The 11,816-nt window shown below is 74.0% G+C and carries 9 protein-coding genes; 4 read left to right on the forward strand and 5 right to left on the reverse strand.

Annotated features, from left to right (window positions below; all coding sequences use genetic code 11):
- Window positions 1-176: 176 nt before the first annotated feature.
- A complete protein-coding gene (locus tag ABT014_RS12445; protein ID WP_350638647.1) occupies window positions 177-488 on the forward strand; it encodes a hypothetical protein in 312 nt (103 codons plus the stop codon).
- Window positions 489-554: 66 nt separating this feature from the next.
- Here the strand turns inward: ABT014_RS12445 and qcrB are convergent, their stop codons facing one another.
- The 4 genes from qcrB to ABT014_RS12465 all read right to left on the reverse strand — a co-directional run bounded on the left by qcrB (window position 555) and on the right by ABT014_RS12465 (window position 6,667).
- Window positions 555-2,195: a cytochrome bc1 complex cytochrome b subunit gene (qcrB, locus tag ABT014_RS12450; RefSeq protein ID WP_350638648.1), complete on the reverse strand. Its 1,641-nt coding sequence runs from the start codon at window positions 2,193-2,195 to the stop codon at window positions 555-557.
- Window positions 2,196-2,674: 479 nt separating this feature from the next.
- A complete protein-coding gene (locus ABT014_RS12455; protein ID WP_350638649.1) occupies window positions 2,675-4,465 on the reverse strand; it encodes a serine/threonine-protein kinase in 1,791 nt (596 codons plus the stop codon).
- Between the two features lie 216 nt (window positions 4,466-4,681).
- On the reverse strand, window positions 4,682-5,158 hold the full coding sequence (locus ABT014_RS12460; RefSeq protein ID WP_350638650.1) for a nucleotide triphosphate diphosphatase NUDT15: 477 nt from the start codon (window positions 5,156-5,158) through the stop codon (window positions 4,682-4,684).
- A 12-nt stretch (window positions 5,159-5,170) separates the two neighbouring features.
- Window positions 5,171-6,667, reverse strand: a complete 1,497-nt coding sequence (locus tag ABT014_RS12465) for an SDR family NAD(P)-dependent oxidoreductase (protein WP_350638651.1) — start codon at window positions 6,665-6,667, stop codon at window positions 5,171-5,173.
- 185 nt (window positions 6,668-6,852) lie between these two features.
- Between ABT014_RS12465 and ABT014_RS12470 the strand changes: the two genes are divergently transcribed.
- From ABT014_RS12470 to ABT014_RS12480, 3 genes are all read left to right on the forward strand, one after another.
- On the forward strand, window positions 6,853-7,611 hold the full coding sequence (locus ABT014_RS12470; RefSeq protein WP_350638652.1) for a class I SAM-dependent methyltransferase: 759 nt from the start codon (window positions 6,853-6,855) through the stop codon (window positions 7,609-7,611).
- A 635-nt stretch (window positions 7,612-8,246) separates the two neighbouring features.
- Window positions 8,247-8,960 (forward strand): transglycosylase SLT domain-containing protein, encoded by a 714-nt coding sequence (locus ABT014_RS12475; protein ID WP_350638653.1) that lies wholly within the window; start codon window positions 8,247-8,249, stop codon window positions 8,958-8,960.
- Between the two features lie 230 nt (window positions 8,961-9,190).
- Complete coding sequence (locus ABT014_RS12480) at window positions 9,191-10,630, forward strand: GuaB1 family IMP dehydrogenase-related protein (RefSeq protein ID WP_350638654.1); 1,440 nt, start codon at window positions 9,191-9,193, stop codon at window positions 10,628-10,630.
- Here ABT014_RS12480 and ABT014_RS12485 read toward each other — a convergent pair whose 3' ends face one another.
- On the reverse strand, window positions 10,631-11,365 hold the full coding sequence (locus tag ABT014_RS12485) for a DUF5995 family protein (RefSeq protein ID WP_350638655.1): 735 nt from the start codon (window positions 11,363-11,365) through the stop codon (window positions 10,631-10,633).
- Between the last annotated feature and the right edge of the window lie 451 nt (window positions 11,366-11,816).

Raw genomic sequence — 11,816 nt, forward strand, 5'->3', positions numbered from 1 at the left:
CGGCGGAGGGTCGCCGCAGGTGGGGGCGGTCCCGCGCGTCGGGCGGGTGGTGGCCGGACGTCACTGGTAGTAGTTGTCCGCGAGCGGTCGGTCTCGGTACGGGTCGGACGGGCAGGGAGCGGATCATGGGTGGCGGGCGACGGATGGGTGCCGGGACGCGGGAGTACCGGTCCGGGATGTTCCGTCTGGAGGGCTATCTGGCCTGGGAGGCGGAGGTGACCGCGGCCGAGCGGGACGCCGCCCGGTTCGTCGAGCGCTTCGGCTGGCTCTCGGGCGATCAGCGGGAGCTGGTCCGGGAGGCGTACCAGGAGCACCGGCTGGAGTTCGCCGAGGGCGTGGTCGACCGCGCGGCGCGGCGCTCCCGGCGGGTCGCCGAGTTCTACCGGCGGCGCTGCCTGGCGATCTGCACCCGCTGGGCCGGGGTCTGCGCGGCGGTGGTGGCCGCGACCGCCCTGCTGGCCGTGCTGCCGGCGCTGCTGCGCCAGTAGGGTCGGGCAGCGCGAAGGCCCGCCCCGACGGGGCGGGCCTTCGCGCTGGTGAGGGGCAGGGTGCGCCTAGTGGTGCCCGCTGCTGATCTTCTTGTGCTCCTCGGCCGTGGGCTTGGGGATCTGCCCGTCGGAGCCGAAGTAGCCCGCCGACAGCCGGTACCTGAGCCAGGCGATCCGCCCGGGGCGGCCCTTGGGGCCCTTCGGTTCCGGGACCGGGGCGGGCATCGGCTGGTCGTGGTCGGTGAGCCGGTGCAGCTCGGCCTGCGGCAGCGGCGCGTGCACCTCGATGAACTCGCCGTGCGGCAGCCGCCTGATGATGCCGCTCTCCCGCCCGTGCAGCACCTTCTCCTTGTCGCGGCGCTGGAGCCCGAGGCACCAGCGCTTGGTGACGAAGAAGACGATCACCGGGGCGACGAAGAAGCCGATCCGGACCGCGTCGGTGATGACGTTGATCGACAGGTGGAAGTGGGTGGCGATCAGGTCGTTGCCGCCGCCCGCGAGCAGCACCAGGTAGACGGAGATCCAGGCCGCGCCGAAGGCCGTCCGGACCGGGGCGTTGCGCGGGCGGTCCGCGATGTGGTGCTCGCGCTTGTCGCCGGTGACCCAGGCCTCCAGGAACGGGTAGGCCCACAGTGCGGCCAGCACCGCGGGGAAGACCATCAGCGGCACGAAGACGCCCAGGTTGAGGGTGTGTCCGCCCCAGACCGAGATCTCCCAGCCGGGCATGATCCGCACCAGGCCCTCGGAGTAGCCCATGTACCAGTCCGGCTGGGCGTCGGTGGACACCTGGTCGGGCCGGTACGGGCCGTACGCCCAGATCGGGTTGACGGTGGCGATCGCCGACATCACCGAGACCACGCCGAAGACCAGGAAGAAGAAGCCGCCGGCCTTGGCCATGTAGATCGGCATCAGCGGCATGCCGATGACGTTCTTCTCGGTCCGGCCGGCGCCCGCGAACTGGGTGTGCTTGTGGTAGAAGACCAGGATCAGGTGCGCGGCCAGCAGGCCCAGCATGATGCCGGGGATCAGCAGGATGTGCACCGTGAACAGCCGCGGCACGATCTCGGTGCCCGGGAACTGGCCGCCGAAGATGAACATCTGCAGGTACGTGCCGACCACCGGGACGGACAGCACCGCCCCCTCCAGGAACCGGATGCCGGTGCCGGACAGCAGGTCGTCGGGGAGCGAGTAGCCCATGAAGCCGTCGAACATGCCGAGGAACAGCAGCAGCGCCCCGAAGATCCAGTTGAGCTCACGGGGCTTGCGGAACGCGCCGGTGAAGAACACCCGCATCATGTGCACGAGCATCGAGCCGACGAAGACGATCGCGCCCCAGTGGTGGATCTGCCGGATCAGCAGCCCGCCGCGCACGTCGAAGCTGATGTTGACGGTGGACGCGTAGGCGTCCGACATCCGTACGCCCTGGAGCGGCGCGTACGAGCCCTGGTAGGTCGTCTCGGCCATGCTGGGCTGGAAGAAGAAGGTCAGCCACACGCCGGTCAGGATGATGATGACGAACGTGTAGAGGGCGATCTCGCCGAGCATGAAGGACCAGTGGTCCGGGAAAACCTTGCGCAGGTTGGACTTGGCCAGCGCGTAGATGCCGAGGCGTCCGTCGGTCCAGTCCGCGAGCTTCTCGGCCTGGTTGGCCGGCGCCGCCCGGGTGCTGGCGGGGGCCGGGCCGGACGCCTTACGGTCAGCCCGCATGGCGTCCCCCTCGCTGGGCGCCGGACGGAACCGCGGTGGCGGGTCCGAGGTGCCGGTCGCGCGGCGGAGCCGGTCGTCGGCGGCGGGCAGCTGTGGTCATCGAAGCGCCTCTCCGTATGGACGGGCACCGGCGGCGCGCCGTCCGTCGGACCGGCGCCCGGGGGGCGCGCGTCGACGGCGGGCCGTCGGGTCGTGCCGGCCGCCGCGGCGCCCGGTACCCCGCCACCCTGAGGTGGCCACCGGCGCGGGCCGCCACCCCGTTGCACGGAGTAGCGGCTCAATTACTCCTCTCATGCTGTCGTGTCTCGCAGGCGCACGCACGCTCATCAGGCCGTGTCTCACCGGCGGCGCGGCCCGCCCGGGGGCGCGGGGCCCGCGGCGCCCGCCGTGTCGCCCGTCCGGCGGTGACCCGGCGTCAACCTGCTGCTGAAGCCTTGGCACCCGGCCGGGTGAGCGGCACCGCCCAGGCGGTCGGGCCGTCAGCCGCAGTGCACGGCCCGGTTGCCGAGCGAACCGGCGGTGGTGGCGGTGACGCCGGCCCAGGTGATGCTGCCCGAACCGGTGACGCAGGCACCGGCGGCGGCGACCTTCACCGGACCGGCGTACATGGTGAAGCTGCCCTCGTCGCTCTTGGTGCTCCCGCCCACCACCGTGCAGGAGGCGGCCGGGGCCGTGTTGGAGCAGCGGCTGATGCTCGCCCGGACGGCGGAGGCGGTGCCGTAGCCGCTGTTCGCGGTCTTGATGGTGGCCGCGCAGTTGGTGCCGGTCGCGTTGTCGAAGTACAGGTAGAAGTAGCCGAGCACGACGCCCGCGCCGGTCTTCACCGGGTAGCTGTCGATCAGGCCGCCGGTGCACCCGTAGGCCGCCGCGCCGGTCGGCGGCGAGGGCGGGGCCTGCGGGGCGGGCGCGGTGGTGCTGCCCGGGGCCGTGCCGGCGGGGGGCGTCGTGGTGGCGGCCGGTGCCGGGCCGCCCTGCGGCCGGGGGCTCGCGGACCCGCCGGCCGTACCGGGTGCGGCGGACGCGGACGGGGCCGTGCCCGGGGACGGCGAGGTGCCGGACGGGGCGGCGGAGGTGGTGCCGGTGGGGGAGCCGGCCGCGGACGGGGCCGGGTCGGTGCCGAACGGCGCGGCGGACGCGCTGTCCCGGCCGGGCGCCGTCCCCGTCCCGGCCGCGGCCACCGGCTGCCTGCCGTCGCCCTGATGGCCGCTCACCGTCCAGACCAACCCGGAGATCAGCGCCAGCGCCAGCGCGCTGCCGGCTGCGGCCAGCACGGCCCGCCGGCCCGACGGCCGGCGCCACCACTGCTCCGGCTCGAAGTCGCCGAACGGGGTGTCGGTGGTGTACGCGGCCGCAGGGGGCCGGGACAGGGCCGGCGCGGTGGCCGCCGCCGGGAAGGCCGAGGCGGGTGCGGCGGGGAAGGCCGGGGTGGTGACCGGGGCGACCTGCGGGGCCAGGGCGGCGAGCAGCGCGGCGGTCTGCGCGGCACTCTCCGGGCGCTCCTCGGGGGACTTCGCCAGCAGCCGCAGCACCAGGGCGTCCAGGTCGGCCGGGAGCCCGGCGCGGTGCGTGCTCGGCGGGGCCGGGGTCTCGCGCAGGTGCGCGCCGAGCTGGACGGTGACCTCGCGGTGCCCGAACGGGGTCGCGCCGGTGAGGAGTTGGTGGAGCAGGCAGCCGATCGAGTAGAGGTCGCTGCGGTGGTCGACGGGCGCGTCGCCGCGGACCTGCTCCGGGGACATCCACGGGACCGAGCCGAGCCCGCTGTCGGCGCGGGCGGCGCCGGCCGGCCCCTGGGCGGGGCGCAGCCAGGCGGTGCCGAGACCGAGCAGCCGTACCGTGCCGCCTTCGGTGAGCAGCAGCCGGGCGGGCCGGAGGTCCTGGTGGACCAGCCCGGCGGCGTGGGCGGCGGCCAGCGCGGCGCAGGCCTGCCGGACCCAGTCCACGGCCCGCTCGGGGCTCGGCGGTTCGCCCGCGGCCATCAGCTGTTCCAGGCTGCGGCCCCGGACGTGCTCGGTGACCACGAGGAGGCTGCTCTCGTCCCGGCCGAAGTCGTGCACGGCGACCAGGTGCGGGTGGGGCGGCACGGCGACGGCGGTCCGCACCTCGCGCTCCAGCCGCTCGGCGTCCTCCGGGGTGAGTTCGGCCTCGGCGAGGAGCGTGACGGCCACCGTCCGGTCGAGCTCCCGGTCGTGGGCGGTCCAGTGCGCTCCGCGCTCGTCGGTGCCCAGGTGCTCCGTCAACTCGTAGCGCCCGCAGAGCAGCTGGCCCTCCATGGCGGTCCCCTCCCCGTCAGCCACCCCGACGGCCGGCGGCGGGCGGGCCCACCGTGCCGTCCCGATCGAGGGCTCGTCAGATGATCAGCCAGCAACCTACCGGCACCGGACGGACAGGAGTGAACCGGTGTGCCTCGTGGGGCGGCGGGATGTGCGAGGGGTTGGTGCGCGTCCGTGGGGTGGGTGTGGCCACGGGGTGAGGGCAGGAGCGGGTGCTCAGGCCCGGGCCGGCGGCTCGCCGATCCGGTAGCGGTGGGCGCCGGGCGGGTCGGTGAGGCCGGGCAGCCAGCTGCCGAGGACGAGGGCGGAGGGGTAGAACATCGGAGCGGGCAGTGCGGTCACCGGGAAGCGTTCCCAGCCGGCGCACGCGTGCGGCTCGGTGATCAGTGCGGTGGCGTCGCTCGGCGGGGCGAGCACGGCGGCGGTGAGCCGGGCCCGGCCGTCCCGGTGGTCCAGCAGGACGGCCAGCACCCGCATCGCCCCGGCCGGCAGCACGATGCCGGTCTCCTCGGCCAACTCCCGGGCGGCGGCCTGCTCGAAGGACTCGCCGGGCGCGTCGACCTTGCCGCCGGGCAGGCTCCAGGTGGGCGGCTCGCCGGCGGTGGTCCGCCGGCCGAGCAGCACCCGGCCGTCGGAGCCGGGCACGATCACCCCGGCCCCGATGATCGGGACGGCGGTCGGTCCGGCCACCATCGAACGTGCCTCCTACCAGGCGCCCTTGGCGTAGTCCTTGAGGAAGCAACCGTACAGGTCCTCGCCCAACTCGCCGCGCACGATGGGGTCGTAGACCCGGGCGGCGCCGTCGACCAGGTCGAGCGGGGCGTGGAAGCCCTCCTCGGCCAGCCGCATCTTGTCCGGGTGCGGGCGCTCGTCGGTGATCCAGCCGGTGTCGACGCTGGTCATCAGGATGCCGTCGGTCTGCAGCATCTCCTCGGCGCTGGTGCGGGTGAGCATGTTCAGCGCGGCCTTGGCCATGTTGGTGTGCGGGTGGCCGGCACCCTTGTAGCCGCGGTTGAAGACGCCCTCCATCGCGGACACGTTCACCACGTACTTGCGGCGCGCGCCGGACGCGGCCATCGCCGGGCGCAGCCGGCTGATCAGGATGAACGGCGCGGTGGAGTTGCAGAGCTGGACCTCCAGCAGCTCGACCGGGCCGACCTCGTCGACGCTCTGCACCCAGCTGTTGGTGGCGGCCAGGTCGGGCACCAGCCCGCCGGCGTCGATCGCGGTGCCGGCCGCGATCCGCTCGGGGGTGGCCGATCCGGTGACCAGGGCGAGCGAGGTGACCTCCGCCGCGGCGATCCGCTCGCTGCCCTCGGCGGCCTGGCCGGGCAGGGCCGGCAGGTCGACCCCGCCGCTGCCGAACCGGCCGATCACGGTGGCCGGCGGCAGGTACCCGGCGGGCAGCGGCGCCGACTCGGCGGCGAGCAGCTCCCGGTAGGCCTCGGGGGAGCGCCGGACGGTCTGCGCGGCGTTGTTGATCAGGATGTCCAGCGGGCCGTCGGCCGCGACCTCGTCCGCCAGCGCCATCACCTGGGCGGGGTCGCGCAGGTCGATCCCGACGATCTTGAGGCGGTGGATCCAGTCCGCGCTGTCCGGCATCGCCGTGAAGCGGCGGATGGCGTCGTTTGGGAAGCGGGTGGTGATCGTGGTGTGCGCGCCGTCCCTGAGCAGCAGCAGCGCGATGTACATCCCGATCTTGGCCCGGCCGCCGGTGAGCAGCGCGCGCTTGCCGGTCAGGTCGGTCCGGGCGTTGCGGCGGCTGTGGTTGAGCGCGGCGCAGTTGCGGCAGAGCTGGTGGTAGAAGGCGTCCACCTCGACGTAGCGCTGCTTGCAGGTGTAGCAGGAGCGCGGGCGCTCGAGTATCCCAGCGATCTCGGTGGTGGTCTCGGTGCTCAGGCCGAACACGCCCGCCGTCTCGTCGTCGATCCGGCCCGGGGCGCCGGTGGCGGTCCGGGAGGTGACGTCACGGTCGTTGGCGGTCTTGCGGGCCCGCATCTCCTGGCGCCGGCGCTGCTTGAGGGTGCGGAACACGCCGCCGACGGCCTTGCGGACGGTGATCGCGTCCGGGTGGTCGACGTCCAGCTGGTCGAGTTCGGCGAGCACGCTGAGGCAGAGCTCCAGCCGCTCCGGGTCGATCCCCGGGCCGTACTCGACCTCTGCTGCCTCTGCCGCGTTCTCGATCTCCACGCCCGCCGTCATGACCGCTGCTGTTCCTTGTCCGCTGCGCCGATTGTCGGTGCGAACTCTACGGGAGCGGCCGTGTGTCGGGCGAAAACCGGCAAGCAGGTAATGGCCTGAATGCGGTTGTGGTCATTACTGCTCGGACCCTATGCTCGGTAATGGCCAGGAGTGAGTAGAGACCATTACCTCGGAGGGGTGTCCCCATGAACGGCACGGACGGCAAGCACTGGGACGGCTGGCAGCGCAGCTGGGACCGGCAGCAGGAGTGGTACCTGCCCGACCGCGAGGAGCGCTTCCGCGTGATGCTCGACACGGTGGAGGCCCACGCCGGCCCGACGCCCCGGGTGCTCGACCTCGCCTGCGGCACCGGAAGCATCACCGAGCGGCTGCTCGCCCGGCTGCCCGGCGCGGTCAGCGTGGGCGTCGACCTGGACCCGGCCCTGCTGGCCATAGCGCGGGGCCACTTCGCCACCGAGCCCCGGCTCAGCCTGGTCACCGCCGACCTGCGCGACCCGGGCTGGACGGATCGGCTGCCGGGCGGCGGGTACGACGCGGTGGTGACCGCGACCGCACTGCACTGGCTGGAGACCGACGACCTGGTCCGCCTCTACGGCGACCTCGCCGGCCTGCTCCGGCCCGGCGGCGTCTTCCTCAATGCCGACCACACCCCCGAATCGGGCATCCCGCTGCTCGCCGCCGCGGACGAGGCCTTCCAGCAGCGCCGCCAGGAGCGGGAGCGGGCCGACGGCGTCCTGGACTGGTCCCGGTGGTGGGCCGCCGCCGCGGCCGATCCGCTGCTCGCCGAGCACGTGGCCGCGCGCGCCCTGATCCACGGCGAGCACCGCGACCCGCAGGCGCACCCGGCGGCCTGGCACACCGCGCGGCTGGTCGAGGCGGGCTTCCGCGAGGCCGGTGTGCTGTGGCGCTCGCTCGCCGACTCACTGGTCGCGGCGGTGCGCTGACCCGGGGTGACGGACGGCGGGGCCGGGCGGGCGGTGACCGGGGTCACTTCGGGGGGTCCGGCCCCGCCGCGCGGGGAGACGGGGGTCACGTCGCGGGGTCGCGCCGGGGTCCGGCGCCGGCCCGCGCGGCCGGGTCGGGCGATCGGCTCAACCAGCCATCCCGGTCAGGGGGTTGATGGTGGTCGGCGAGGTGGATCGGAGGGTGGGAAAGGGGCTTTTCGGGCGGTTTCAGCGCTAATCTGTGAGCTTGCCCACGAGGATCCCCCTTTCGGAGGGCCGGGCACTGCCCGACCGGCCGTCACATGCTGGGTGACCGACGGCAGTTGGTGGACGGACGGCCCGCGCCGGAGAGCCGCCGGGGAGGCCCGGAAGGTGGTTGCCCGGGGCCGGGGGGTGTCGCAACATCGAGGGAGCGCTCCGGGCCGGTGACCACGGCCGGGGCGCGACCAGCGCAGTCGACCTTGGCGTAGAGCGGGTCGGTGGCGGAGCCGGATCACGGCCCCGCTGCGCAGCCGGCGGGTCCTGTCCCGCCGCCGTACACCGGCCGCCTCGTCGCGGCGCGATCCGTGCTCGGCACGGGCTCTCGGAGGTCCCGGGGCGGTGTGCGCTTCCCGCGACCGAAGAGGTGCTTCAGCATGCGTCCGATCAACACCACCCGACTCCGACTTGCCGGCATCCGGACCTTCCGGATGAACCACCCCCGTCTGCCCGACTGCTTCCTGGCCGCCGGTCTGACCGGTGCCGTCGCCGTCGGCCTCGCCGTCCCGGCCAGCCAGGCCTTCGCCGCCGAGCCCGCCGCCGCGAGCGCGCCGGCCGCGGCCACCGCCCCTGTCGCCCAGGCGCCCGCCGAGGCCGCCCCCGCTCCCGCCGCCCCGGCTCCGGCCGAGGCCGCGCCCGCAGCGCCGGCGCCCGCCGAGGCCCCGGCTGCCGCACCGGCTCCCGCCCCCGCTCCGGCGCCCGCTCCGGCTCCCGCGCCCGCCGCGCCGGCGAAGCCGAGCTACTCGAACAACCTGGACGGCTGGATCCAGGAGGCGCGCGACGTACTGGCCGCCCACGGTGACCGCGTCCCCTCTGCCAAGGCGATGCGCGCCACCGCGATGTCCGAGTCCTCCGGCAACCCGAAGGCCGTCAACGGCTGGGACTCCAACGCCAAGGCCGGCATCCCGTCGATCGGCCTGACCCAGATGATCAAGCCGACCTTCAAGGCGTACTCGATCCCGGGTCACACCGAGATCACCAACCCGGTCGACAACCTGATCGCCAGCGCCCGGTACTGCAACCACGTCTACGGCAGCATGGACCAGGTCGCCCAGGCCCGCTGCTACGGCTCGTGCTGGCGCGGTTACTAAGAGGCGCTCCCGAAGCCGCCCCGGCTCCGCCCGACTGGATGATCCTACGAAGATCACTCCGGCGGGCGGAGCCGTCGTTGTGCCGATCTTCAAGGATCGCGCGTGAACTGGCTTTGTACCGGGGTATCGGTGAGTATTGAACGTTGGGTGCGGGGCGCCCGAGTGCGCCCCGCGGTCGAGCCGCAACCGCACCCGAGGTGTACGTTTCCCCAGCCAGAGAGCCCCCATTCATGCGCTTCCTGAACGACCTCAAGCCCGCGTACGACTTGACGTACGACGATGTCTTCATGGTCCCCAGCCGCTCCGCCGTGGGCTCCCGGCAGGCCGTGGACCTGTCCTCCAACGACGGCACCGGCACCACCGTCCCGCTGGTCGTGGCCAACATGACCGCCATCGCCGGCCGCCGGATGGCCGAGACCGTGGCCCGCCGCGGCGGCCTGGTCGCCATCCCGCAGGACATCCCGACCGAGGTCATCGCCGAGGTGATCGGCTGGGTGAAGCAGCGCCACCTGGTGCACGACACCGCCCTCACCCTCAGCCCCGGCGACACCGTCGCGGACGCCCTGTCGCTGCTGCCCAAGCGCGCGCACAACGCGCTCGTGGTGGTCGAGGACGGCAAGCCCGTCGGCGTGGTCACCGACTCCGACTGCCAGGGCGTCGACCGGTTCACCAGCCTGTCCGAGGTGATGTCCCGCAACCCGCTGCTGCTGGAGGAGGGCATCGAGCCCCGCGCGGCGTTCGAGAAGCTCAACGGCGCGCACCTCAAGCTCGCCCCCGTGGTCGGCGCCGACGGCAGGCTGGTCGGCATCCTGACCCGCAAGAACGCGCTGCGCGCCACCCTCTACACCCCCGCCACCGACGACGCCGGCCGGCTGCGGATCGCCGCCACCGTCGGCATCAACGGCGACGTGGCCGGCAAGGCCAAGGCCCTGATCGAGGCCGGCGCCGACGTGCTGGTGGTGGACACCGCGCACGGCCACCAGGAGTCGATGATCAGCGCGCTCGGCGCGGTCCGCGGGCTCGACCCGCAGATCCCGATCGTGGCCGGCAACGTGGTCTCCGCCGCCGGTGTCCGCGACCTGGTCGAGGCCGGCGCGGACATCCTCAAGGTCGGTGTCGGCCCCGGCGCGATGTGCACCACCCGGATGATGACCGGCGTCGGCCGCCCGCAGTTCTCCGCGGTCCTGGAGTGCGCGGCCGAGGCCCGCCGGCTCGGCAAGCACGTCTGGGCCGACGGCGGCGTCCGCCACCCGCGGGACGTGGCGATGGCGCTGGCCGCCGGCGCCTCCAACGTGATGATCGGCTCCTGGTTCGCCGGGACGTACGAGTCGCCGGGCGACCTGCAGACCACGGCCGACGGCCGCCAGTACAAGGAGAGCTTCGGGATGGCCTCCGCCCGCGCGGTGCGCAACCGGACCTCCGAGGAGTCGGCGTACGACCGCGCCCGCAAGGGTCTGTTCGAGGAGGGCATCTCCACCTCGCGGATGTTCCTCGACCCGGCCCGCCCGGGCGTCGAGGACCTGATCGACTCGATCGTCGCGGGCGTGCGCAGCTCCTGCACCTACGCGGGCGCCAACAGCCTGGAGGAGTTCCACCAGAAGGCCGTCATCGGCGTGCAGAGCGCGGCCGGCTACGCCGAGGGCAAGCCGCTGCACTCCAGCTGGGCCTGATCAGCCCCGCTCGCAGGCCACGGGCCGGCTCCCCGCTCCGGCGGGGGGCCGGCCCGCGCCGTTCAACGGGGTGAGCAGCGCCCGGCCCACCATCCCCACCGAGCCGGACAGCGCGGCCGTCACCGTCTCGAACACGCCCGGCGAGGCGCGCAGCTCCCACAGCCCCAGCACGCTGGCCCAGGCCGCGTCCCGGGCCCGGTCGATGCTCCACACCCCGAGCACGTGCAGCAGCGGATCGACCACCCGCAGCTCGGCGGGCGAAGGCAGCAGCTCCTCCCGGACCTCGGCCTCCACCTGGGCCAGCAGCAGGTTGATCCGCTCGTAGTCGGCGGACAGCTGCTCCGGTTCGAGGCCGAGCAGTGCGCAGGTGTCCAGCACGGCCAGCGGCAGGTCGTGCTCGATGTGCGCGTTCATCCCGGCGAGCGCGAACTGCAGCGGGTGGACGCCCGGATGCCGCCGCAGCTCGAACAGTGGGCGCCAGCAGGCGGGCGGGCGCAGGCCCGCCGCGGCCGCGTCGACCGCCGCCAGGTAGCGGGCCGCGAACAGCCCGTCCAGCTCGGCCATCGCCGCCGGCCGCGCGAACCACGCCGAGGCCAACCGGTCGCGCACCAGCCGGGTGACGGTCAGGTACATCCCGTTGAACACGGCGACGCCGTCCCCGGAGGCCGCCTGTGCCTGGAGCTGCTCCATCCGGGAGACGGCCTGGTCGACGGTGGGAACCTCGGTGGTGGTCACGTTCGGCCTCCTGCCCTCGGGCGGTACGGAGCCCCACCCTCGCAGCCCCGCCGGGGCGGCGGAAGCGCCCGAGCGGGCGACACCGGGGGTCGGGGACTGTGCGGGGGTGGCCGGTGTGACCCGGGTCATTCGTGGGGGTGGTGGGGGTGGGGTCGGTGGGTGCCGGGTGTCGGGGTGGGTTCACGCTGTGTCGACAAGGTGGGCGGGCTCACCCGGTACGTTCGGTGACCGCGGCCACATCTGGCGCCCGGGGTCGGTGCTCGCCCGCTCAACCACGGGGCCCCGTTCCCTCCGGTACTGCCGGTAACGGGCGGTTGAGCTGGGAGTTCGCCGGATTCCTTGTGGCCGGGGCGGGGCCTTGCGTAGCTTCGAAACCAGTGCGGCGAGCACGACCGGCCTTCGGGTCGGGCAGCACGAAGCGCCCGCACCCCACGGAACCGAGGCCGACCGG

Origin of the sequence: Kitasatospora sp. NPDC094015 (genome assembly GCF_040304075.1) — a bacterium.
Lineage (GTDB): Bacteria > Actinomycetota > Actinomycetes > Streptomycetales > Streptomycetaceae > Kitasatospora.

Excerpts from the sequence above, each read along its gene's own strand:
- ABT014_RS12480 (WP_350638654.1), top strand. The coding sequence starts at position 9,191 with ATGCGCTTCCTGAACGACCTCAAGCCCGCGTACGACTTGACGTACGAC.
- ABT014_RS12465 (WP_350638651.1), bottom strand. The coding sequence starts at position 6,667 with ATGACGGCGGGCGTGGAGATCGAGAACGCGGCAGAGGCAGCAGAGGTC.
- ABT014_RS12455 (WP_350638649.1), bottom strand. The coding sequence starts at position 4,465 with ATGGAGGGCCAGCTGCTCTGCGGGCGCTACGAGTTGACGGAGCACCTG.
- ABT014_RS12475 (WP_350638653.1), top strand. The coding sequence starts at position 8,247 with ATGCGTCCGATCAACACCACCCGACTCCGACTTGCCGGCATCCGGACC.
- ABT014_RS12460 (WP_350638650.1), bottom strand. The coding sequence starts at position 5,158 with ATGGTGGCCGGACCGACCGCCGTCCCGATCATCGGGGCCGGGGTGATC.
- ABT014_RS12470 (WP_350638652.1), top strand. The coding sequence starts at position 6,853 with ATGAACGGCACGGACGGCAAGCACTGGGACGGCTGGCAGCGCAGCTGG.
- ABT014_RS12445 (WP_350638647.1), top strand. The coding sequence starts at position 177 with ATGTTCCGTCTGGAGGGCTATCTGGCCTGGGAGGCGGAGGTGACCGCG.
- qcrB (WP_350638648.1), bottom strand. The coding sequence starts at position 2,195 with ATGCGGGCTGACCGTAAGGCGTCCGGCCCGGCCCCCGCCAGCACCCGG.